The sequence below is a fragment of the Acidisoma sp. L85 genome (assembly GCF_009765865.1).
Classification (GTDB): domain Bacteria; phylum Pseudomonadota; class Alphaproteobacteria; order Acetobacterales; family Acetobacteraceae; genus Acidisoma.
The window spans coordinates 580,190-602,046 of record NZ_LMUQ01000061.1 but is presented as its reverse complement, the minus strand read 5'-3'; the positions used below and the strand labels follow the sequence as shown (position 1 = coordinate 602,046).

At 65.3% G+C, this 21,857-nt stretch carries 20 protein-coding genes; 11 read left to right on the top strand and 9 right to left on the bottom strand.

The annotated features are described in order from the left end of the window. Positions 1-697 precede the first annotated feature (697 nt). Positions 698-1,477: a molybdopterin-synthase adenylyltransferase MoeB gene (locus GSQ83_RS21185; protein ID WP_158804895.1), complete on the bottom strand. Its 780-nt coding sequence runs from the start codon at positions 1,475-1,477 to the stop codon at positions 698-700. Positions 1,478-1,588: 111 nt separating this feature from the next. On the opposite strand from GSQ83_RS21185, the gene GSQ83_RS21180 reads away from it, so the two are divergent. Beyond that, complete coding sequence (locus tag GSQ83_RS21180; RefSeq protein WP_158804827.1) at positions 1,589-2,146, top strand: CHAP domain-containing protein; 558 nt, start codon at positions 1,589-1,591, stop codon at positions 2,144-2,146. Between the two features lie 8 nt (positions 2,147-2,154). Here the strand turns inward: GSQ83_RS21180 and GSQ83_RS21175 are convergent, their stop codons facing one another. Next, complete coding sequence (locus GSQ83_RS21175) at positions 2,155-2,946, bottom strand: EipB family protein (protein ID WP_158804826.1); 792 nt, start codon at positions 2,944-2,946, stop codon at positions 2,155-2,157. A gap of 183 nt (positions 2,947-3,129) precedes the next feature. Here GSQ83_RS21175 and GSQ83_RS21170 point away from each other — a divergent pair, with 183 nt between their 5' ends. Beyond that, entirely contained in the window at positions 3,130-3,630 is a 501-nt protein-coding gene (locus GSQ83_RS21170; RefSeq protein ID WP_158804825.1) for a DUF488 family protein, read from the top strand. Between the two features lie 21 nt (positions 3,631-3,651). Here GSQ83_RS21170 and GSQ83_RS21165 read toward each other — a convergent pair whose 3' ends face one another. Beyond that, positions 3,652-4,812, bottom strand: a complete 1,161-nt coding sequence (locus GSQ83_RS21165) for an MFS transporter (protein ID WP_254065829.1) — start codon at positions 4,810-4,812, stop codon at positions 3,652-3,654. Between the two features lie 159 nt (positions 4,813-4,971). Next, on the bottom strand, positions 4,972-5,847 hold the full coding sequence (locus GSQ83_RS21160; RefSeq protein ID WP_158804823.1) for an NAD(P)-dependent oxidoreductase: 876 nt from the start codon (positions 5,845-5,847) through the stop codon (positions 4,972-4,974). A gap of 87 nt (positions 5,848-5,934) precedes the next feature. Here GSQ83_RS21160 and GSQ83_RS21155 point away from each other — a divergent pair, with 87 nt between their 5' ends. The 3 genes from GSQ83_RS21155 (at position 5,935) to GSQ83_RS21145 (ending at position 8,702) form a co-directional block, all read left to right on the top strand. After that, on the top strand, positions 5,935-6,606 hold the full coding sequence (locus tag GSQ83_RS21155; RefSeq protein WP_254065816.1) for an MT-A70 family methyltransferase: 672 nt from the start codon (positions 5,935-5,937) through the stop codon (positions 6,604-6,606). Further along, positions 6,603-7,469 (top strand): BglII/BstYI family type II restriction endonuclease, encoded by an 867-nt coding sequence (locus GSQ83_RS21150; protein ID WP_254065815.1) that lies wholly within the window; start codon positions 6,603-6,605, stop codon positions 7,467-7,469. Before GSQ83_RS21155 ends, GSQ83_RS21150 begins: the two co-directional genes overlap by 4 nt. Before the next feature lie 291 nt (positions 7,470-7,760). Beyond that, positions 7,761-8,702, top strand: a complete 942-nt coding sequence (locus GSQ83_RS21145; RefSeq protein WP_158804822.1) for a DUF1521 domain-containing protein — start codon at positions 7,761-7,763, stop codon at positions 8,700-8,702. Between the two features lie 402 nt (positions 8,703-9,104). On the opposite strand, the gene GSQ83_RS21140 is transcribed toward GSQ83_RS21145, so the two are convergent. Further along, a complete protein-coding gene (locus tag GSQ83_RS21140; protein WP_158804821.1) occupies positions 9,105-9,308 on the bottom strand; it encodes a cold-shock protein in 204 nt (67 codons plus the stop codon). A 200-nt stretch (positions 9,309-9,508) separates the two neighbouring features. On the opposite strand from GSQ83_RS21140, the gene GSQ83_RS21135 reads away from it, so the two are divergent. The 3 genes from GSQ83_RS21135 (at position 9,509) to GSQ83_RS30060 (ending at position 12,348) form a co-directional block, all read left to right on the top strand. Beyond that, positions 9,509-9,874, top strand: coding sequence for a DUF6481 family protein (locus tag GSQ83_RS21135; protein ID WP_158804820.1), 366 nt, complete (start codon positions 9,509-9,511; stop codon positions 9,872-9,874). Between the two features lie 226 nt (positions 9,875-10,100). After that, positions 10,101-11,504: an O-antigen ligase gene (locus GSQ83_RS21130; RefSeq protein ID WP_158804819.1), complete on the top strand. Its 1,404-nt coding sequence runs from the start codon at positions 10,101-10,103 to the stop codon at positions 11,502-11,504. Next, the gene (locus tag GSQ83_RS30060; protein ID WP_254065814.1) at positions 11,476-12,348 is read left to right on the top strand and encodes a GNAT family N-acetyltransferase; all 873 of its coding nucleotides are present in this window, start codon (positions 11,476-11,478) and stop codon (positions 12,346-12,348) included. The genes GSQ83_RS21130 and GSQ83_RS30060 overlap by 29 nt, the downstream gene beginning before the upstream one ends. A gap of 797 nt (positions 12,349-13,145) precedes the next feature. On the opposite strand, the gene gltX is transcribed toward GSQ83_RS30060, so the two are convergent. The 4 genes from gltX to gorA all read right to left on the bottom strand — a co-directional run bounded on the left by gltX (position 13,146) and on the right by gorA (position 18,698). Continuing rightward, a complete protein-coding gene (gltX, locus tag GSQ83_RS21115) occupies positions 13,146-14,501 on the bottom strand; it encodes a glutamate--tRNA ligase (RefSeq protein WP_158804818.1) in 1,356 nt (451 codons plus the stop codon). Positions 14,502-14,626: 125 nt separating this feature from the next. Continuing rightward, positions 14,627-15,781 (bottom strand): nicotinate phosphoribosyltransferase, encoded by a 1,155-nt coding sequence (locus tag GSQ83_RS21110; protein WP_158804817.1) that lies wholly within the window; start codon positions 15,779-15,781, stop codon positions 14,627-14,629. 12 nt (positions 15,782-15,793) lie between these two features. Continuing rightward, positions 15,794-17,200, bottom strand: coding sequence for a class II 3-deoxy-7-phosphoheptulonate synthase (locus GSQ83_RS21105; RefSeq protein ID WP_254065813.1), 1,407 nt, complete (start codon positions 17,198-17,200; stop codon positions 15,794-15,796). Between the two features lie 115 nt (positions 17,201-17,315). After that, positions 17,316-18,698: a glutathione-disulfide reductase gene (gene gorA, locus GSQ83_RS21100; RefSeq protein ID WP_158804816.1), complete on the bottom strand. Its 1,383-nt coding sequence runs from the start codon at positions 18,696-18,698 to the stop codon at positions 17,316-17,318. A 167-nt stretch (positions 18,699-18,865) separates the two neighbouring features. Between gorA and GSQ83_RS21095 the strand changes: the two genes are divergently transcribed. From GSQ83_RS21095 to GSQ83_RS21085, 3 genes are all read left to right on the top strand, one after another. After that, the gene (locus GSQ83_RS21095; protein WP_158804815.1) at positions 18,866-19,984 is read left to right on the top strand and encodes an FAD-dependent monooxygenase; all 1,119 of its coding nucleotides are present in this window, start codon (positions 18,866-18,868) and stop codon (positions 19,982-19,984) included. Between the two features lie 305 nt (positions 19,985-20,289). Continuing rightward, positions 20,290-21,072 carry an ABC transporter permease gene (locus tag GSQ83_RS21090; protein WP_158804814.1) on the top strand — a complete coding sequence of 261 codons (783 nt, stop codon included), beginning with the start codon at positions 20,290-20,292 and terminating at the stop codon, positions 21,070-21,072. Beyond that, positions 21,069-21,845: an ABC transporter permease gene (locus GSQ83_RS21085; protein WP_158804813.1), complete on the top strand. Its 777-nt coding sequence runs from the start codon at positions 21,069-21,071 to the stop codon at positions 21,843-21,845. The genes GSQ83_RS21090 and GSQ83_RS21085 overlap by 4 nt, the downstream gene beginning before the upstream one ends. The last annotated feature ends 12 nt before the right edge of the window (positions 21,846-21,857 follow it).

The window sequence follows — 21,857 nt, the reverse complement described above, 5'->3', positions numbered from 1 at the left end:
CCCTCGCCACCCCCGCCACTACGCATACGGCGAGAAGTTGCAGCCATCGATGTCTCATGCCGCGTCGGTGCCAAGCTTGGCTCCGCAGGTCAAGCGGGTGCGGCGGAGCGAGTGTGACGCGTTGTTCACGCAGTCGAGGGGTTTTCCTCGCAAACTCAACCATATGAAGTTATCGATGAATGAATTGCTACTTGTAGTTGCAGAGCCGAGCATATCGCCCTAGGTCGGGAGGATGCGGTCTGAGTTGCGTCTAGGTACCGCGATCGAAAGGAAAGTGCGATGGGATACAGGACAACAGACCCGGTGGTCCGGAGGCCCATCACGACCCAGCCGATAGGAAACGTGCGTCGGATTGGCCCGAAGCCAGAGGATGTAGCGGCCTTCAATGAGGCTCTCGCCGCGTCAGTCTCTGGGGCGCAATTCAAAAATGGCACGATGCCAGCGTTCTTCTACAATCCGTCGGCTAGTAGACGGGGGCGCACTCTCAGCAGGCAGCTACGTCAACCAGCAGGCAGCTACGTCAACCAGCAGGCAGCTACGTCAACCCGAAATCGACCTCTAACGAGCAGCGGTTACTCAGCGGAAAAAGATCGCCGTTCGATGACATGGCGAACGAGGACGAAACGATCGAGGGTTTTACGAGTGCTTTCAGCCGTCGCCTCGCAGCCAACACCCGTCCAATCCCGGGGGCCAGACTCTAGTGAGACGACCCCCGCTGGCCGCAGCCCGGGCAGTCCGGGTCTCGCGGCAAACGGATCACGCGAAAACGACAGCTCAGCGCATCCCACAGCAGCAGGCGGCCGGATAGACTCTCGCCAATACCAAGGATCTCCTTAACCGCCTCGGTCGCCTGCAACGACCCCATGACGCCGGTCACCGCCCCCAACACCCCCTCTGCCTCGCAAGCCGAGAGCGCGGCATCACTCGGCGCCTCGGGATAGAGGCATCGGTAGCAGGGGCCTCTCTCATCGAGATGCGGCTTGAAGGTCGTGATCTGCCCCTCGAAGCGCGACACCGCCGCTGAGATCAAGGTGCGGCGGGCGGCAAGGCAGGCGTCGGCCACCAGATACCGCGTCGCGAAATTATCCGAGCCGTCGCACACCAGATCATAACCGCCGATCAACTCCTCAGCCTCTGAAGCCGTCAGCCGCTGCCGATGCTCGACGATCGAGACGAGCGGATTGATCGCCCGCGCCGCTTCCGCCGCCGAGCCTGTCTTGGCTTGTCCAAGGCGGCCGGTGGAATGTGCGATCTGACGTTGCAAGTTCGAAAGATCGACGCTGTCATCATCGACGATCCCGATCGTGCCGACGCCGCCCGCCGCGAGATAGAGCAGCAGCGGGCTGCCGAGCCCCCCAGCCCCGATCACCAGCACCCTCGTCCGCCGCAGCCGCGCCTGCCCGACGCCACCAATCTCCGGCAGCATGATATGCCGCGAATAGCGCTCGATCTCAGCCTCGGTGAAGGTGTCGCTCATCATCTCACTTCAGGCCGCTCCGCCACATATCAAAATACGTTGACTTACATAGGCTTATAGCCTTCAGTTGCGCCCGAGCTTCAGAAACAACCCAGGGTCGCGGTGAAGGCGATGATTGTCGGTCCGCGAAACAGCGGTCGCTGGCTAAGTCTCGGCCTCATACTATGCCTCACCGCCTGCGGTGGCGGCTATGCACGCTACGGGCAATCGACCTCCTATACCTGCGTTCCCTATGCCCGCCAGGTCACCGGCCTGCCGATCAGTGGTGACGCCTGGGAATGGTGGAACGCGGCTCAGGGCCGATACGTCGAGACCATCGCGCCCGCGCCCGGCGGTGTGCTCGTGTTCCGGCGCACGTCGCGGTTGCCGAGCGGTCATCTCGCCGTCGTCTCAGCCGTCACGTCGCAGCGGCGCATCCTGGTAACCCAGGCGAATTGGCTCCCGTACCGCATCACCAGCAACCAGCCTGTCCTGGACGTTTCCGCCGCGAATGACTGGAGCGCGGTGCGTGTCTGGTGGCCGCCGGTCAACAACTGGGGCCAGACCGTCTACCCCACCTTCGGCTTCATCCTGCCGCAGCCGGCAAGGGGCAGCGCCTCACCCTCCGCGCCTCCTGGCGTGCCGATGGCCGCGAGCGACAATGGTTTGCGTCTGGCGGCTGGAAGCTGAACGAACTCTCAGCAGTGATGCGGCAACAATTCGAATCGGTCGAGCACGCCGTTGACGGTGAAATTGCCAAAGTCGAGCACGAGTTGGTCGGCGACGCCATTATCCCAGTACCGCATGGTCAGCAGCGCGCCGGGTAATTGCTGAGCCCGGTCAGTATCGAAATAGCCGATATGGACGAAGTCGCTGTCCAGATCACGCAGCGGCGCGAAATTCGTCGGCACGCGCATGCCGTGTGAGGTGATGACGGTGAAGCTATTCTCGATCGCATCCGCCGCCGTCCCATCGAAAACCGGCAGCGAGACGAATTTGTCGCCCCGCCGCGCCGCCGCCAGCACGGCCGCCGTCTGAGCCATCGGGAATACGGTGCGGGATGGCAGCGTCACCCGCTTCGCCGCCGGCTGGGTATAGACCGCGAAGCCGCCATGCCCCGGCACGAGTTCGGCATAGCCCGCGCGCACCACCTTGTTGTCATTGATGCTCTGGGCAATGCGGAAGCGAAAGTCGCGGCCGTCCTTCGATTCCCAGGTCGAGTAGTCGGAGACCGTATGGGTATCGCCGCCCTCACGGTCGAGCACGGTGATGTCCATGCGCTGCTGCGTCGCCCACCCCTCGCAGCCGTCGATGACCTCGTATTCCATGGCGCCGGTAGCGCTGGTGACCCCGCTATTTTCGGTGGAGGCGAGGGTCAGCCGATAGAAGGCGCGATGCGCGGCCAGCGGCACCGGTGCCGGGGCGGCCTGGACGGCAGGCGCGGCGCCGACCAAAACGACCGCAGCGAGCACGCAGAGAAGGCGTCGCACCGCGGAACGCGGCGACAGGGGCGGGATCGACTCCGAGCGTATAGGCAAAGCCATAGTTCACCGCGAAGATGAGGATGACGGGCGGCGGGAAGCTCGGATCTCCGGGACAGCCGGTTGTCCGCCCGCGCCGTTTGTTGGGTTTATTGGGCGTAGCCTATCCCGTTGCCCAGGAGCAAGGTCGCGATGCCCCGTCACCCATCGAAGGATCCCAGGCTGGTACAGCCGCCACACATCCTCTACACGATCGGGTATGAGAAGGCGGGCTTCGCCAACTTCATCGCGACTCTCAAGAGGACGGGCGTCGCGACCGTGATCGACGTGCGCGACTTGCCCCTCTCACGCCGAGCCGGCTTCTCCAAGCGCCAGCTCGCGGCGGGTTTGGATGAGGCGGGCATCGGCTATCTCCATCTCCGCGCTCTAGGCACGCCACCCGAGGGCCGCGAGGCCAACCGGCGCCGCCAATGGCCGCGCTTCTGGGAAATCGTCGAGGAGAGATTGGCCCTGCCTGAGGCGGTGGCGGCGCTCGAGGAAGCCGCCAGCACCGCCTCGGCCAGACCAAGCTGTTTGCTTTGCTATGAAGCCGACCCCTGCATCTGCCATCGCCGCCGCGTCGGTGAAATGCTCTCGGTCCGCCATGGCTTCACCATCGAAAACCTCCGTGTGACACCCGATTTCGAGTCTTAGGCGGATCACCCATTAATTAGCTCACTCCGTGCCGCCGCGAAACGCCGGTCCCGCAAGCAACAACGCCGCCGCCGCGCAGATCGCCACAAGAGCCACCCCGCTACGCAGCCCGACCAGTGAGGCGACCCCGCCCACCAGCGGCGGTCCCATCAGGAAACCGGTGTATCCGGCGGTCGCCACCATCGCGATGCCGCGCGCCGGCGACAGCCCGGCAAGCCGCCCAGCCGCGCCGAAGGTGAGCGGCACGACATTCGCAAGGCCCATGCCGACGAGCGCAAACCCGATGATTGCCGCGCTGCTCGTTGGCACGGCTGCCGCCAGGGCCAAGCCGATGGTGGCCAAGGCCGCCCCCACGCGCACCACTGGCCGCCGGCCGAAGCGATTGGTCACCGCATCGCCGGTGAGCCGCCCGAGGATCATTGCCGCCGAGAATCCCGCGAAGCCGGCCGCCGCGAGGGCTGGCCCGGTTCCCACTACGGTCGAGAGATAAACCGCGCTCCAATCCGCCATAGCGCCCTCGCACAGCAGGCAAAGCAGGCACAGCATGCAGAGCGGCAGCACGGCGAGATTCGGCAGCGCGAGGCCCGACCCTCCGCCCTTCGCCACGGCGCCGCGCCCCACGCTGGTCCAGCTTAGGGCCGCGATGAGAACGCAGATCGCTGTCGCCACCGGCAGCGCGTCCACAATCAGGCCGCGCGCCGCAAGCAAGCCGCCCAGCGCGGCGCCGAGGAGACCGCCGAGGCTGTAGCCGGCGTGGAAGGAGGACATGATCGGGACCTTCCAGCGCCGCTCGATATCGCTCGCATGGGTATTCATCACGACGTCCATCGCGCCGTTGCCCAATCCGATGGCGAAGGTCGCCGCCATCAGCATCGGCAGGCTATCCGCGAGCCTCGGCAGCAGCATGGTCAGCGGATAGGCCAAGGCGAGGAACCGCAGCGATCGGCCCGATCCGATGCGCGCAGCGAGCGGGCCCATGACCGGCATGCTCACAATGGAGCCAGCCATCAGCGAGACCAGGGCGAAGCTCAACTCCCCGTCGGACAGGCCGAGACGTGCCCTGAAATACGGGATCGACGACGCCCAGGCGCCGACTCCGAGCCCGAAGCCTAGAAACACCCCGGCCGTGACGCCGCGCTCCGCCCAACTCGTCGTTTTCTTATCGCGTGCCAAGGCCAGCATGCTCACCGCGTCATCCAGCCATTGCACGAAGGCCGATGTATGGCGTCTCCCGGTCCTCCGGCAAGGCGGACCCGCGGAGCAGTCCTGACGTCAGAACCGCCCTGACCGAACCGGCCGCTTCGCTGGAACATCCTTCCTCGAATGGGGTGGATGAGGAGGTCAGAGACCAGCGTCCTCCTCGGCGCGCCGGGCAATGACGCAAAAATCCTTCTCTCCGTCCCCCCGTGCCGCGCTCGCCAGGAAGCGGTCCCGCAATATCGAGGCGAAGGGCAGCGGCACCTTCAGTTCCTCCCCGGCTTCCAGCATCAGCCGATTGTCTTTGGCGCCGAGCCCGAGTTTGCCTCCCGGCGGCTCGTAGGCCCGGTCGAGGATCATGCGGCCATAATTCTTGTGAACCGGCGCGCTGAAAAAGGATTCCGTCAGCACCTCGTAAAGCATGCCGCGATCGACCCCGCCCTTCTGCGCGAGGGCGAAAACTTCCGCGAATTGCTCGATGGTGGAGAAGATCATGAAGTTGCAGCAGAGCTTTACCAGATTGCCCTGCCATGGCTCCGTGCCCACCACAAACAGCCGCTGACCCAGAGCCTCCAGCACTGGCCGCAGCCGCTCGATCAGCGCCTCCGGCCCCGCCGCCATGGTGAAGAGCTTGCCGGCCTCGGCCGCCGGTGGCCGGCCCAGCACGGTGGCGGTGAGGTAGTCCTGCCCAAGCCCCGCATGCGCCTCCGCCAGGCGCTTCGAGAGGTCGAGCGACATGGTGCCCGAGGCGATATGGGCGGCACCGCGGGGCAGGCCGGCGAGCAACCCCTCCGCTCCAAAGACGAGACCTTCGACTGCATCGTCCGAGGCGAGCATGGTAATCACAACCTCGCGCGCCGCCGCTTCGGCAGGGCTATCCGCGACCGTGGCGCCGTCCGTGACCAGCGCCTCGGCCCGCGCGCGGGTGCGGTTATAGACAGTCACCTTATGCCCGGCCCTGAGCAGGCACCGCGCCATGCCCGAACCCATTGGCCCGATCCCGATCACACCGACGTCCATATCCGTCTGCTCCCGACAAGTTTGCGGCCCGACCCTGGCCGTAGGTGAGGATGGCGCCACCCGGCTCGCCTGCGCTAGCCTGCCCGCGTGCTCTCCGCCGATTCGATTTCCTCCGCAGCGGCCGCCGATCCAGTCGCCTCGCTGCGATCCGCGCTCTCCGGCCGTCGCTTCGCGACCGTGCTGGCCGATCCGCCCTGGCAATTCACGAACCGCACCGGAAAAGTGGCGCCTGAGCATCGCCGCCTCAGCCGTTACGGCACCATGGATCTCGCCGCGATCGCGGCGCTGCCGGTGGCGGAGCACGTCGCCGACCCGGCGCATCTCTATTTGTGGGTGCCGAATGCGCTGCTGCCCGATGGGCTCGCGGTGCTCGCCGCTTGGGGTTTCGCCTACAAGGCCAATATCGTCTGGCACAAGATCCGGCGGGATGGCGGCCCCGATGGCCGCGGCGTCGGCTTCTATTTTCGCAACGTGACGGAGCTGCTGCTCTTTGGTACACGGGGCCGCCACGCGCGAACCCTGGCGCCCGGCCGCTCGCAGGTTAACCTGCTGGCGACACGCAAGCGCGAGCATAGCCGCAAGCCCGACGAGCAGTATCCCCTCATCGAATCTTGCAGTCCCGGACCTTTCCTCGAGCTTTTCGCCCGTGGACCCCGGCCGGGTTGGACGGTCTGGGGCAATCAGTCCGAGGCCTATACCCCCGACTGGCCGACTTATGCCCATAACTCGGGCGCGCCGAGGCTGGAGACCGTGCCGTGAGCCGCGGCTGCCTGGCTTTCGCGCCGCTCCTCGCGGCGGGATTCACGATCGACTATCGCGGCCATGCCGGCGCAATACTGGAAGCCGATTACCCCGAGGCGATCGAGGACATCGCCGCCGTGCTCGCGGAGATGCGCATCCCGATCGCCGAGATCATCGAGGGCGGCGGCGGTGAGGCACCCATCACGGCGAGGTTGCGCCGTGGGTTCAATCAGCGCCACTGGCTGCAACGGCGCATCGCGGTCGAGCGACGGGTGGATGGCGAGAGTCGCCAGTCCCGCACCTGGACGATCGGCTTCTTGCGCCGCTTCGCCCCGAGCGGCACCGGCGCGGGGGCCATCGCCCTGGAAGTCGAGTGGAACAACAAGGACAGCTTCTTCGACCGTGACCTGGAAAGCTTCCGACGGCTGCATGCGGAGGGGTTTATCTCCCTCGGCGTCATCGTGACGCGTGGCCCGTCCCTGGGTCAGGCTGGCATGCGCGCGCTGGTTCGGCGGCTGTTGGAGGAGCGCGGCATCGACACGGTCGAGGACATGCGCCGCTGGGGTTACGAGCCGACGCCGCGTCAGCGCGAGGAAATCCTGCGTCGCATGAGCCGTGCCCGCGATCCGCTGGGTGGCCGCGAGGCCCTGGCCGAGGTCTTCGCCGGCGATAAATTCGGCGAGGCGACGACACATTGGCGCAAGCTTGGTGACCGCATCGCCCATGGGCTCGGCCAGCCCTGCCCGCTGCTGCTGATCGGTGTGCCCGACAGCGTGGTCACTTTCGCGGCCGGCGAGGTCTTGCCCGAGCCGTCCGATCCGCCGGACGCGACACTGACGGCGGACGCGGATCCGCGTCAGATCGACCTCTTCGGCGTCTGAGCGAGACTCCGTTTCGGTATAGTATCGAAACGATAGCGGCCGATCGATTAACTAACCGCATCGTCGGCAAGGCTAACGTGGATTTCTCTGCGCAATAGCCCTGCTCCGGCCAGCGGTGAGGGAAAATTCACGAATCGCTAGGGATCCGACCGTTACGGTCACGCCTCAACACCGGCGTAGCAGCCACTGCTCGCTTCATCCGTTCCAGGCGAAGCAGGCTAGTGCCGGCGCAACGCCGGCAAGGCGCTGGATGGAAGCGAACGGAAACGAAAGGATCGCCCAATGTCTAGCGTGACTGGCACCACCACTCTTAACTTTACCGTGCCGACCGACGAGGCTTCTGAGTTAACCTCCATCTTCTCGCAGATGGGCTTGATCCCGACCTCGGACGATGGCTCGACGGATGGCGAAACGACGGGCGGTGACGAAGGTTATTTGAGCGACTCGTTCGGCGGTACCAGCTCGGCACCAACTCTCACCGAATCTACCGACTCATCCGGCAACGTTAATGTCAATGATGGAACCTATACGATCGAGGAGGGTTCCGAGGATGACGGCTCCGTCAAGATCATCAATAAAGACGGAACGGTCGTGGACGAGATCGAGGGCGACCCGCATGTCTACGCCGATGGTCAGCATGTTGCCGACATCCAGCAAAGCCCCTTCAACGTCAAACTCTCGGACGGCACAATCGTAACCGTCGATCCGACCGCGCTCACTAATGGTGTCTCCCATGTCGGCGCGGTGACGGTTTCGAATGGGGACGACCAAGTCCAGATCAATAGCAAGACCGGCGCCGGCCAAGGCTTCCAGAATGGGGCTAAAACGACGGGCGTCAGCTTTGTTCCGGGCGCGGCGTCCGAAGCGCAATACAACAATGCCTCGGGCGTGAACCTCTACGCGGCCGACGATGGCAACCTTTTTGCGTCCAACGACTCTACGGGCGGCCTCGACTCGCTGACCGCGACGAACGGGACGCCGATTAACCTGGATACGGACCAGCAGGCAACCGGCGCTGTATCGTCCTCGGGCGCCCAGACATCGATGCAGCAGATCGAGCAATTGCTAAACATGATCATTACCTATGAGCAACAGCAGCAACAGCAGGAGCTGTCACAGTTGCAGTCCTGCTTCGGTGGCCTCGGCTCAAGTGGTTTCGGTCTGGGCAGTTTAGGCAGTCTGGGCAGTGGCTTGAATTTCTCGTCCCTGTTTGAGTCGCCGATCCAGACATGAATGTGTGACGCGGCGGGGCGGAGCGCGTATCTCCAGCGTTCCGCCCCGATCTCGTGCGAAAGCACTGACGCAACACAAGCCATTGCTGGCCTCTGCGACCACGAGTCGCGTCGCGGGACCGGTGGCCGCCTCAGGGTGATTTGGGCGGCCTAGACCAAGAGCTGGGCGAGGTGGTGTTAGGCCTTCGCTTCGCAACCGAACGCACGCGCCTGAGCCGAAGCTTATCGGCATCGCGCCCGTCGTTTCCGCGAAATCGGGAGGCGCAGCCTTGCGCGATCAGCGACAACAAACCGGCCTGGACCTATTCGCGCGCCGTGCGGGTCTGCCGGGATGAGAGCCGCCAAGCCCCAAACAAGAAATCGCCGCCCCGGCGTGAGCCGGAGCGGCAATGGGGTAGGCGCTCTAGAGGACGCGGAGGTTGGATGCGGCGTCCTTGCCGCGCTCCTTGAGGACGTCATAGCTGACGCGCTGACCTTCATTCACCGTGGTGAGGCCCGCTGCCTGCACCGCAGTGATGTGAAGAAACACATCCTTGCTGCCGTCCTGAGGGCTAATAAAGCCGTAGCCCTTCTCCCCATTGAACCATTTGATCGTGCCTGTCGCCATAACGCATCACTCTTCAGATTGCCGAAGTGGACAGATAGCCCCACCTGACGGCTACGGCTACCCCATCCGGCAAGATAATACGCCGGATTTTTGCGGACGCGGAGGCGGGTTGCCACAAATCCGGGTTCCCCGAAGCACGCACGGGTGTATGAGGAGCGCCGGATTTCTGACCGCGGCGTGCCCAAAGGAAGACGAGGACGATGGCTGGTTACAACGACAAGAACTTCAACGACCGCCGCGAGGCCGCCGAAAAGGCGAAACGCGCTCTGCTGGAGAAGTTCCAGGCCCGCCCGGGCCCGGACGATCCCGCCGTGCTCAAGCGGCAGGAGGAGCGGCGTGTCCTTGCGGAAGCCCGTGCCGAGCGTGAGCGCCTCCGCGAGATCGCCCGGGAGGAGGAGCGCAAGCACCAGGCAGAACTCGAGGCTCAGCGCAAAATCGAGGAAGCCGCGCGCATCGCGGAGGAAAAAGCCCGCGCCGCCGCCGCCGCCGCCGCCGAAGCCGAGCTTAAGGCCGAGCAAAAGGCCGCACGCGACCGCCGCTACGCCGCCCGCAAGGCTCGCCGCTAGTTCAAGACGCCTCGCTCCCCTCCCCGCAAGGAGGGGTTGGGGGTGGGTTCGTCCGGGCGCAACGGCTCAATGAACTGCCGCACAACCAGACCCACCCCCGGCCCCTCCCTTGCAAGGAAGGGGGGAGAAGCGGGCGCCATGGCCTCCGAGCCGGCAGCGACTCATAGCGTCGTCAGCCAGTAGACCGTCGCTCGCCAAAAGGCGACAATTCCGATACGGTCTTACAATGAATTGGCTGCTGTCCGCGTATGGGCTCCGTGCGGCTGCCTGGGCGTTCGGCATTGGAATTGCTGGCGCGTCGGCGGCTACCGCATGGGCCGTGCCGTCGCTATTCTTCCTCGGCCTCGTTCTCCCCGCCGCCGCCTTGGCGATCTGCCTCTCCTTCGCCTATCCGCCCCAAGCGACGGCATTGTGGCTCGCCGTTCTAGCGACCTGTCCGGAGATGTGGCTTGGCGACCTGGTCGGCAATGGCTTGCTCATCATCGGCGTGGACAAGGCTGTGGGACTGCTGATCGCCCTGGTCTGCGTCGCGCGTTACGGTCCCCGCCGCGATATCGCGAACCCTGGCCTTGCCTTCACGGCCATGTCGGCGGCGGGGCTTCTTCATGGCTACTGGCCCGGTCTTCTTCTCGTCGACAGCCTGCGCAGCCTGGTTGGGTCGGTTGCACCCTTCGCCTTTTCCTTTGCTCGGCTGCCCCCTGGCTGGTCACGGCGGGTCATCGGAGTCGCGATCCTCTCGCCCTATCTCATTCTCGCCTTGGGCCTGGTTCTCGCGGGCCTCGGTCTGCGGCCGCTCTACGAGCTGGAGGTGGGGGCGCTCAGGCTCGGCGCCTCGACCCATCCGGCCTTTCTTGCCGGGTTTGCCCTGATCAGTGTCTACGCGTTGCTGCTGGAGATCACGCGCCGCGCGCGGGGTGCCTATCTGATGCTGCTCGGCGGCGACCTCATCATTCTGCTCGCGACGGGCGCCCGGGGGCCGCTGCTCATCGCCGCCATTCTCATTCTCGTCGTCGCCCTGATGGTGCCTGCGCCGGATTGGTCCTGGCGGTCGCGCACAGGGCTGGTGCTTGGACTTGCCGCCGCGCCGCCGATTGCCATCGTCGCGGCGCCCGCGCTTGGCTTCGTGCGCGTTCTCAACCTCGCCGGGCAGGGCGATGTGACCGACCTCAGCAATCGCACGCTGATCTGGCCCGCCTACGAGGCTGCCTTTCACGCCTCGCCCTGGGTCGGTTGGGGTATCGGCACCGACAAAGTGCTGGTGAAAGTCGGCACGCCGCTGTTCGACCTCATCGGCACCAATGCCGCGCATGACGAATATCTGCGCATCGCCGTCGAGGGCGGCGGCTTCGGACTGGTCTTACTCATCCTCTCACTGGCGCTTTGGTTGCGTTTCGGCACGCGGCGCATGGCGGGAGGGCAGCGCGCGGTGATGATCTGCGTTTTCCTCGCCTTCGCGGCGCATTCGGCGACCGACAACACGCTGATCGCGACGACGGCGAGTCTCATGTTCGCCTGGGTCTCGGCGGTCTTCGCCCGCGCCGAGGCGGAAGCCTTGGTTTGTCGGCGAGCGCGGCAGGTCCGATACTCGGCGCATGGAGCCCTTGTCGATCCGCCGTCCCGATCCGCCTGAGGAGGCCCAGCGCGCGGCCATCCTCGCGGCGCTCGTCGCTTATAGCGATCCGCGTGCCGGTCCCCGCGAATGGCCCGAGCACGATCTTTGTCTGCTGCTGCATGACGATGCGGGCAAGGCCGCTGGTGGTCTCTGGGGCAAGGCTTTCTACGACTGGCTGTTTGTCGAGTTGTTGTTCGTGCCGGACTCCTTGCGGGGGCGCGGCCTTGGCGCGGCCTTACTCGCGAGGGCGGAGGAACAGGCGCGGGGCTGGGGCTGTCATAGCCTTTGGCTGGACACCTTCAGCTTCCAGGCGAGAGGCTTCTACGAGCGCCTCGGCTACACAGTCTTCGGCGAGTTACCGGACTATCCGGCGCCGCACAGCCGCTTCCTGCTCAGCAAGCGCCTAGGAGCGGATGGGGCGCGCGTCGAAGCGGACATTCGGCAAGTCGCCGCGCCAAGCGCGGCGGATCGCGCGGTAATCCTGGAGCCGCTGGGCGCCTTCAACAACAAGCAGATCGGAGCGAGCGCACCACAAACCGATCGTGGCCTCGCCCGCCTGATCGAGAACGACAGAGGCGAGATTGTCGGCGGGTTGTGGGGCGACGTCTATTACGATTGGGCCTGGCTGGAGTTGCTGGTCGTTCCCGAGGCGGGGCGCGGTCAGGGGTTAGGCTCGCGCCTGCTGGCGATGGCGGAAGACGAGGCGCGGGCGCTCGGTTGTGTTGGTGTCTGGCTGGACACGTTCAGCTTCCAGGCGCGCGGCTTTTACGAGCGGCACGGGTATGAGGTGTTCGGCACCCTGGACGAGTTTCCGGCGCCGCATCAGCGATTCTTTCTCAGGAAGCGATTCGCTGCGGAATAGTCGGCTCGCTTTTTAAGCCGAAACGGTCACGCTACGAGTCATTCCGTAAATCGGAATTACCCGTCAACAATTCTTTAGCGCTTCGTCGCTACATTGTCTGTGAGGGATCGAACCGACTCAGACAGAGCCTTCATGGATCGAAAATGCGCCAATGGCGCTAGCCTCGTCGCGGTTGACCAACTCGACAATCAAACGGAGCCATCAAACGTGGGTGTAGTGTTAGGACCTAGATATCGCACGGAGTTAGAGGTGTATCTCTCCCAGAGTACGCGTTCGCCTTTTATTGCGACATCGCGACTGACAAACCTGTTGAGTTGCTACTACCTTCCGAACAACTTGCTGCCTAGCTATGCCTGGAGCAACAAGCCTACTCGTAGGAGTTACGTACAAACGTCGCCGCCTCCGGGCATTCATTCTTCGTGGGAGCGGGCTCCGACATTTAATCTGTTACCGCTAGGAAATCAGGGCCCTCATGCACAGATGCCTTACCTATACGTGCCACCCGCAGGCTAGGTGCCCCTCGAGTCGACCATTGGAGTGATATGGTCGGCTCGCCTAGGTGGCCCCGCCCGGCGCAGCGGCTCCATCACCGCAGACCGTGTCATGCTCCTCGCTTCCACCGCGTCCCTTCGATACTAATGCTGCCCCTCTCGGTTACTGACGACCACTTGAACTCACCGCCGCTCGCTTCGGGCGACGCGGTTTGAACAATCGTCCCTCTCCTGCTGCTGGATTGTTCGAACAGATCACGCGCAAGCGGCGGTCCGCACCTTGGTTCTGCTGCCGCGCGCGTCCCGTCAGACTTGCGTCCCGCCCCGACTAGCCTCAGCCAGCCGCTGCTCCGACCTAGCGCGGCCGAGTAGCGGCAGCAGGTCCTTGAGGTCTGGGCCGCTTTCCTCGCCCGTCAGCGCGAGGCGGAGGGGGTGGTAGAGCGGCCGCCCCTTTCGCCCCGTCTCCGCGGCGAGGGCCTTGGTCCAGAGACTCGCCGCCGTCTGGTCCCAGGGTTCGGGCGGCAGCGCGGCGGCGGCGGCGCGCAGGAATTCCGCCTCCCCCGGCAGGTCCGGCGGGGTGATCTCGCCGGCGACCACGCTCCACCAGGTCCGCGCCTCCGAGAACAGGTCGAGATTGCCGCGCACCACCAGCCAGAACGCCTCCGTCGCACCCGGCGGCAGGCGGTCGGCGACGGCGGCGAAGGGCATGCGGTGCAGCAAATGGCGGTTGAGGGCCAGCAACTGCTTCGGGTCGAAAGCCGCCGCCGAATGGGACATGCGGCCGAGGTCGAAATGCGCCACCAGCTCTCCCCGGCTGAGCGGCAGGATGTCGTCCGCCGACCCCAGCCGCGCGAGATAGGCGACGATCGCATCCGGCTCCAGCCCGTCCCGCCGCAGGCTGCGGACGGAGAGGGAGTCGAAACGCTTGGAGAGCTTGCCGCCCTCGCCATCCGTCAGCAGCGGCAGATGCCCGAAAGCGATCCGCCCCGGCTTTGCGCCAAGGGCCGCCATGATATCGAGCTGAATGCCGGTATTGGTGACGTGATCCTCGCCGCGGATCACATGGGTGATGCCGAGTTCGAGATCGTCCACCACGGAGGTGAAGGTATAGAGCGGCGTGCCGTCCGCACGGATCAACACGGGATCCGAAACGCTGGATAGCTTGACGCGCCGCTCGCCCAGAACGAGGTCGGTCCAGGTAATGATCTCGCGCGAGAGTTTGAAGCGCCAGTAAGGGGTTTTGCCATTGGCTTCGGCAGCGGCCCGCTGCTCGGGCGTCAGCGACAACATGGCGCGGTCATAAACGGGCGGCAACTTGCGCTTGAGGCGCGTGGCGCGCTTGGCGGCGAGTTCCTCCTCGCTCTCGAAGCAGGGATAGAGGTGACCGGAAGCCTTCAGCCGCTCGGCGGCGGCGGCGTAACGGTCCAGCCGCTCAGTCTGGCGCGCGAAATCCTGCCAGTTGAGGCCGAGCCAGCGCAGATCCTCCTGAATCGCCTCCTCATATTCCGGCTTGGAGCGCGCCGCATCCGTATCGTCCATGCGCAGCAGCACGCGGCCGTTGTTTCGCTGGGCGAAAAGGAAATTCGCCACGGCGATGCGGAGGTTGCCGACATGCAGGTAACCGGTGGGGCTAGGGGCGAAGCGGAGGAGCGGAGAGGTCACGGAACGAGCCTAGCGATAAGAGGAACGGCGCCTGTTTCCCCTCCCTGAAAGGGAGGGGTCGGGGTGGGTCGCATGGGGCGGGCGAAAGTCCGAGGCAAGGGCACGCGGTGTGGCGCGCAGAGTCTTTAGGCTTTCTTGCCGTTCCGGTGTTGCAGCAGGAACTCGCGGCCCACCTTGACGCGGGCGACGCCGTCGTAGGCGATGATGTCGGCGGTAGCGTAAGTCTCGTGCCAATGGTCGGGAATGAAACTGCCCGTGCCCACAATGTCGATCGGCGCGGCGGCGTCCGCCATGACCCGGCACTTGTCCACGCCGAACCCCGAAGACGCGACGATGCGCACACGATCGAAGCCGGCCTCGTCCAGTGCTTCCCGCATCCGCCAGATCGCGGCGGCCGAAACGCCGGTGCCGACCAGGTGGCGCAATTCCGCATCGGAACGATAGCGGCGGATCGCCCCCGGATTATGACGCTCCAGTACCGCATAGCTCAGCGCGGGATCGAGGGTTTCGAGGAAACGGCCGCCATGGGTGTCGAGCCGGAGGGACATGCGGCCCGATGCCGCGAGCTCCGGAAAGCGCCGGCAAACCTCCAGCCCGTCACTAATCTCCCGGCCGAAGTAATCGACCAGCACTGTCAGTGTGTCGTCGGGGAAGGTCTCGTGGAACATCTCGGCCGCCCGCAGCGTGGAACCGGCGTAGCCGATCAGGGCATGCGGCATGGTGCCCAGGCCGCGCGTCGCGCCGAAGAAATGCGCGGTCGCGTCATTGGCATTGCCGATGAAGCCCTTGGCGCCTTCCTTCTGCGCCGCCCGGCTGCCCACCGCGGCGCCATAGGACATCATCGCCTGCATCTCGGTGCCGGCGCAGTGGCGGGCCTCCATCGCGAGGAAGGTCACATGCGGCAGCGCGATACACATCTGATAGGCGTGATGCGCGGCGACCGAAACCGCGCCGAGCTTCTGCAGGATCAGCGTCTCGAGATCCGTGAGATGCTCGTAGCTGCCGGTGATGTAGAGCATCGGCTCGCCCGCGCCGACCCACTCGCCCTCGGGATGCAGGACCTCGATGTCGAAGACCGTGCCGCGCACGGCGGCGACCTCGGTGATCCAGTCCAGCATCAGGCGTGGCGCGGAAATCACCGGCCGCCGCAGGAAGACCGCGTAGGTCACGGTCATATCGCCATAGCGGGCGACGATCGCCTTGGTCTTCTTGAAGTAGGTGTCGGTATAGGCGGCGATCGTTTCCGGCTGCGACAGATCCTCGGCGACCAGCGTATCCATGGCGCGGCGCTCCTATTCGGCCGCTACTGCACGTGTGGGCACGCGCCGCGTTTTCAGCTCCTCGGCCACCAGGAAGGCGAGTTCGAGGGACTGTTCGGCGTTCAGGCGCGGGTCGCAGAAAGTCTCGTAACGCCGGCCGAGATCGGCTTCGGTCAGGCGATGAGCCCCGCCAACGCATTCGGTCACGTTCTGTCCGGTCATCTCAACATGGATGCCGCCGGGCCAGGTCGCCTCCGCCGCATGAGCCTCGAAGAAGCCGCGGACCTCGCCGAGGATCGCGTCGAAGCGGCGGGTCTTGCGGCCATGCGTGGTGGAGATCGTGTTGCCGTGCATCGGATCGCAGAGCCACACCACTTCCGCGCCTTCCTGCCGCACGGAGCGGAGCAGGCGTGGCAGCTTGGTTTCCAGCTTGTCGGAGCCCATGCGGCTGATCAGCGTGAGGCGACCGGGCTCGTTGGCCGGGTTCAGCGCCTCGATGAGCCGCAGCAGGTCATCCGGCTCGGTGGAGGGGCCGACCTTGAGGCCGATCGGGTTGCGGATGCCGCGCATGAACTCGACATGCGCGCCGTCGAGCTGCCGCGTACGGTCGCCGATCCAGAGGAAATGCGCCGAGCAGGCATAGCTCTCGCCCGTCGTGGAATCGACGCGGGACAGCGCTTCCTCATAGGGCAGCAGCAGCGCCTCGTGGCTGGTGTAGAAGTCGGTCTCGCGGATCTGCGGCGCCGTCTGCCCGGTCATCCCGCAGGCGCTCATGAAGGTGAGCGTCTCATCAATGCGGGTCGCGAGATCCTGGTAGCGGGCGGCGAGCGGGCTGCGCTCGACGAAGCCGAGGTTCCAGCGATGGACGCTATGCAGGTCGGCATAGCCGCCGGTCGCGAAAGCACGCAGCAGGTTCAGCGTGCCGGCCGACTGGAAATAGCCGGTCTCCATGCGCGCCGGATCGGGGGTCCGCGCCTCGGGGGTGAAGGCCGGGGCGTTGATGATGTCGCCGCGGTAGCTCGGCAGGCTCTGGCCGTCGACCGTCTCGTTGTCGGAAGAGCGCGGCTTGGCGAATTGCCCGGCCATGCGGCCGAGTTTCACCACCGGCACCCCGCCGCCAAAGGTCAGCACCACTGCCATCTGCAGCAGCACCCGGAAGGTGTCGCGGATGATATTGGCGGTGAAGTCATCAAAGCTCTCGGCGCAGTCGCCGCCTTGCAGCACAAAGGCGCGGCCGGCCGCGACCTCGGCCAGGGCCGTCTTGAGGCGTCGCGCCTCGCCGGCAAAAACGAGGGGCGGGTATCGCCGCAGGCGCGCTTCGGTGGCTTCCAGCCGGTCGGCGTCCGGATAGACGGGCATCTGCCGCACCGGCTTGGCGCGCCAGCTCGCCGGGCTCCAGGGCTGAAGGTCGAAGGGACGGTTCGCTGCCGCCATACTCATCGTTTCGTTCCTCGCAAGGGCTTGTAGACTTTGGGTCCACATGCCGGACGCACGCCCGCGCAGGCGGGATGGCCCGCGCGTAGCCGCGGCTTATCTACCTCAATATGTCAAAAAGCTACTCCGCCGCGGCGGCTTCGTCTGCCACGCCTGCAACGCGGCTGCGCGTCCGCATCGTTACGAACTCCTCGGCGGCAGTGGGGTGGATGCCGATGGTGCTGTCGAAATCCTGCTTGGTGGCGCCCATCCGGATGGCGATGGCGAGTCCCTGCATGATCTCTCCGGCATCTTCCCCGAGCATATGGGCTCCGAGCACCTTCTGGCTCGCCTGATCGACTACGAGCTTCATGACCGTGTGACGATTGCGGCCGGTCATGATGTGGCGCAACGGCCTGAAGCGGCTGAGGTAGATGTCGGTCGCGCCGCGCCGCGCTGCCTCTTCCTCCGTCAGGCCCACGGTCGACAAGGGCGGGCTGGTGAAAACCGCGGTGGGAACGTTGCGATGCGACGCCGTGCGCGGCTTTTGACCGAACAGCGTATCGGCGAGCGCGTGGCCCTCCGCGATCGCGACCGGCGTCAGGTTGAGCCGGTCGGTGACGTCGCCGATGGCATAGATGCCCGGCACATTGGTGTGGCCGCCCTCATCGACCCGCACGGCTCCCTTGTCGTCGAGAGCGACACCCGCCGCCTCCAGGCCGAGGTCGTGCGTATTTGGCACGCGTCCCGTGGTCATCACGACGTAATCGACATGGAGTTTCGTCATGTCCGAGAGATGGACGAAGCGGCCTTCCCGCTCCGCCTCAATCTTGCTGAGCAGCACGCCGTGATGCAGCGAGACGCCCTGGGCGGCCAGAGCCTCGGCCACGGCTTCGCGCATGTCGCCGTCAAAGCCCCGCAGCGGCAGAGGCTGGCGGTAGACGAGATGGACCTTCGTGCCGAGAGCCGCGAAGACGCCGGCGAATTCCACGGCGCTATAGCCGCCGCCAATGATCGCGATGCTCTTGGGGCGCTCAGGCAGGTAGAACAGGTCATCGGTTGTTCCGGCGAGTTCGGCGCCGATACAGACGGGCCTTCGCGGCGTGCCGCCTGTGGCGATGACGATATGTTCCGCCGTCTTGCGGTTGCCGCCGATGTCGAGTGTATGCGGATCGATTAAGCGGACATGCGCCTCGAATTCATGCGCGCCGGCTTTCTGCAGCATGGTCTTGTAGATGTTTTTCAGCCGGTCGATCTGCTCGTCTTTCGCGGCGATGAAGTCTTTCCAGTCATGGCCGCCCTTCACGATGTGCCAGCCGAAGCCGCGCGCATCCTCCGCCCATTGGCCGTATTCCGCGGCTTGAACCATGAGCTTCTTCGGCACGCAGCCGACATTGACGCAGGTCCCGCCCCAGAAGCGCTCCTCGGCGACACCGACGCGAGCGCCGTGGGTGGCCGAGATACGGGCGCAGCGTGTTCCGCCAGAGCCGCCGCCGATGACGAAAAGGTCGAAGTCGTAGGGCATGGGCCGAGTCCGGTTCATGTGGGCAAGTTACTAGACATAGCGTCTCCCAAGGCTCGTTGGGAGGGGCCGATGGTGCGGTGCAAACGCCGGTGCGGTATGTGCGGCGTCAGGCGTGCGGCAGGAGTTTGGGCTGCGCCGAGGCCGTTTCAGAGAAGGAGACCGAACCCATGCCGAAGGTTCTAATTTCCGGCGCCAGTATTGCCGGACCGGCCCTCGCCTATTGGCTTCTCGAGGCCGGCTATGAAGTCACCATTGTCGAACGGGCGCCCGAGCCCCGGCCCGGCGGGCAGGCCATCGACATTCGCGGCCCTGCTTTGGATGTCATCGCCGCGATGGGACTCGGCGAGCGCGTCCCGGCATTGCGGACCCGGATGAAGGGCATGACGGTTCTCGATATCGCGGGCAATGAGATCGAGCGCACCACCGAACGCACGGCGACCGGAGGCCGCTTCGATTCCGGCGATATCGAGATCTTCCGCGATGATCTGGCCGCGTTGCTGCGGGAGGTCTGCGGCAGCCGCCCGCGATACCTATACGGTGATAGTCTTACGGCGTTGGAGACGCGGCCCGATGGCGTGGTGGCATCCTTCAGCCGCCATCCGACGGAAGTGTTCGATCTCGTCCTCGGCGCGGATGGCTTGCATTCCAAGGTCCGGCAGCTTGCCTTCGGTGACGAGGAGCCGTTCCTCCGCCCGCTCGGCGTCGCCTTCGCGATTTGGGCGTCGCCGAACCTGCTCGACCTACAGGATTGGCAGCTCTCTTTTCGCGACGAGACCGCCGGTTACGCGATCTACCCGACCCGCGACAATCGCGAATTGCGGGTCAATATCGGCTTCGCCCTCACATTGGATGAGGAACGGGGGCTCGACCTTGCGGCGCGAAAGGCGCTGATCCGCGAACGCGCCGCCGCGATTGGCGGCCCGGTGCCGCGTGTTCTGGAGACGCTTGAAGCGACGGAGGATCTGTATTTCGGCGCCCTGGCCCAGGTACGGATGCCGAGCTGGTGCAAGGGACGCATCGCGCTGGTGGGTGACGCAGGGTACTGCCCCTCGCCCTTTACGGGCCAAGGCACAAGCCTCGCCCTCATAGGCGCCTTCGTGCTGGCCCGCGAACTGGCGCGCGGCGGCGCCGACCACGAGACGGCTTTCGCCCAATACGAAACGCGTATGCGGCCCTTCGTGAAGGCGAACCAGGATCTTTTGTTCCGTGACCGCGCGGCGCCAGACGCGGATGACGTGTTCAACGAGGCCAAGATGGGGATTAGTTTGGAGGATCTGCTGGGTTGAGGGCTAGTGGTACCCGAAGGCCCCTCAGTTCCGTCATGGCATGCGAAGGCGTGCCATCCACGCCTTGCCTTCGTCGAGCACGGAAGGCGTGGATGCTCGGCCTTCGCCTAGCATGACGTGATTAGGTGGTAACGTGGTTAGTGGGTGACGTGGCGAGTGGTGACGTGGTGATCTGGCGCGCCGTTACTCGGCGGACTGTCAAAGCCACGTAAATCAAACCATACGCAGCCTGTTCGTGAGCCTGACCAAAGCACGATCTACTGACGCCAATTGACTGAGTAGAACGATCCAGATACGGACATAAAATGTCCGCCGAGATTTCGCACCGCCAGCGACTCTTTCTAGGCTCGGTCTCGGTAACCGGGGCCGTTGTGCTGTGGCAGGCGGTCGGCAGCTTCCATCTCGTGCCGAAGGGCCTGCTGGCGACTCCGGCCGAGGTGGTGGCGGCGCTCATCGACATCGCGCGGCACGGCTATCGCGGCACCAGCCTCGGCGAGGATATCGGCGCCACGCTTCTACGCGCGCTGGGTGGCTTCGCCGTCGGTGCCGTGGCCGGCATTCCGCTCGGTCTCTGGATGGGCATGAACCGTTACGCCAGTGCCGGGGCCGATTGGATTGTGCAGTTCCTGCGACCGCTGCCGCCTCTCTCCTTTCTTGTGCTGCTGATGCTCTGGCTGGGGACTGGCGACACCGCCAAGGTCGGGCTGCTGGCGCTGACTGCCTTCCCGATCATCGCGAGCGCGACGCTCGCCGCCGTCACGCAGGTGCCACGGCAGAAAATCCAGGCGGCGCTGTCGCTGGGCGCCAATCGCCGGCAGATCTTCCGCCATGTCCTGCTGCCGGCGGCGCTGCCGCAGATTTCGACGGGGCTGCGCATCGCTCTGGCCGCTGCTTTCTCCACCGTCGTCGCGGCCGAACTCATGGCGGGCAGCGATGGGCTGGGCTGGATGATCTTCTCGGCGAGTCAGTTCCTGCGCAATGACGTCATCCTGCTCGGCATCCTCATCCTTGGCCTGCTGGGGATGGGCCTGAACACCCTGCTGCTCTCCGCCGATCGTGGCCTTATCCATTGGCGCGGCCGCGAATGAGATATCTCCGCGCCCGGCCGCAATGGCTGGTCACCATCGCCGCCATCATCGTGGTGGTTGTGACCTGGGCGGCGGCGACCTGGGGCGGGCTGGTGAGCGACCTGCTGCTGCCGACGCCGGACGAGCTATGGAGCGGTGGGCTGGACCTCATGCTCAACGGCTACAAGGGCTACAGCCTGGGCGGCCATATCGGCCTGAGTCTGCTGCGCGTCGGCCTCGGCTTCGGCATCGGCACCATACTCGGCACGCTGCTCGGGCTGCTGATGGGGGTCTCACCGACCATCGATGCCCTGGCCGCGCCCTTCATCGAGTTCCTCCGGCCGCTGCCGCAGCTTGCCTATCTCGTGCTGCTCATCGTCTGGTTCGGCATCGGCGAGACCCCCAAGATCGTGCTGCTGTTCCTCGCCGCCCTCCCGGTTTCGGCCGTCGCGGCGCGGGACGGGGTGCGCAACGTCTCGCCCGCGCGGGTGCTGGCGGCGAAATCGCTCGGCGCCAGCCGGGCGCAAATCTTTCGCCATGTAGTGCTGCCCTCGGCGCTGGGCGAGATCTTCATCGGCGCCCGGCTCTCCATCGGCATCGTCTATGCGACGCTCATCGCCGCCGAGATGATCGCGGGATCAAGCGGCATCGGCTGGCTGATCCTCGACGCCGGACGGTTTTTGCGCAGCGACTATGTCGTGGCCGGAATCTTGCTCATCGCGGTCATGGGTATCGCGCTCGACCGCCTCCTCATCCTGGCACAGCACCGCATCGTGCATTGGGCCGGCCGCTGAAACGCATACACA

Excerpts from the sequence above, each read along its gene's own strand:
- GSQ83_RS21135 (WP_158804820.1), top strand. The coding sequence starts at position 9,509 with ATGGCTGGTTACAACGACAAGAACTTCAACGACCGCCGCGAGGCCGCC.
- GSQ83_RS21140 (WP_158804821.1), bottom strand. The coding sequence starts at position 9,308 with ATGGCGACAGGCACGATCAAATGGTTCAATGGGGAGAAGGGCTACGGC.
- GSQ83_RS21165 (WP_254065829.1), bottom strand. The coding sequence starts at position 4,812 with ATGCTGGCCTTGGCACGCGATAAGAAAACGACGAGTTGGGCGGAGCGC.
- GSQ83_RS21185 (WP_158804895.1), bottom strand. The coding sequence starts at position 1,477 with ATGAGCGACACCTTCACCGAGGCTGAGATCGAGCGCTATTCGCGGCAT.
- GSQ83_RS21095 (WP_158804815.1), top strand. The coding sequence starts at position 18,866 with ATGCCGAAGGTTCTAATTTCCGGCGCCAGTATTGCCGGACCGGCCCTC.
- gorA (WP_158804816.1), bottom strand. The coding sequence starts at position 18,698 with ATGCCCTACGACTTCGACCTTTTCGTCATCGGCGGCGGCTCTGGCGGA.
- GSQ83_RS21085 (WP_158804813.1), top strand. The coding sequence starts at position 21,069 with ATGAGATATCTCCGCGCCCGGCCGCAATGGCTGGTCACCATCGCCGCC.
- GSQ83_RS21105 (WP_254065813.1), bottom strand. The coding sequence starts at position 17,200 with ATGAGTATGGCGGCAGCGAACCGTCCCTTCGACCTTCAGCCCTGGAGC.
- GSQ83_RS21180 (WP_158804827.1), top strand. The coding sequence starts at position 1,589 with ATGATTGTCGGTCCGCGAAACAGCGGTCGCTGGCTAAGTCTCGGCCTC.
- GSQ83_RS21090 (WP_158804814.1), top strand. The coding sequence starts at position 20,290 with ATGTCCGCCGAGATTTCGCACCGCCAGCGACTCTTTCTAGGCTCGGTC.
- GSQ83_RS21170 (WP_158804825.1), top strand. The coding sequence starts at position 3,130 with ATGCCCCGTCACCCATCGAAGGATCCCAGGCTGGTACAGCCGCCACAC.
- GSQ83_RS21110 (WP_158804817.1), bottom strand. The coding sequence starts at position 15,781 with ATGGATACGCTGGTCGCCGAGGATCTGTCGCAGCCGGAAACGATCGCC.
- GSQ83_RS21160 (WP_158804823.1), bottom strand. The coding sequence starts at position 5,847 with ATGGACGTCGGTGTGATCGGGATCGGGCCAATGGGTTCGGGCATGGCG.
- GSQ83_RS21130 (WP_158804819.1), top strand. The coding sequence starts at position 10,101 with ATGAATTGGCTGCTGTCCGCGTATGGGCTCCGTGCGGCTGCCTGGGCG.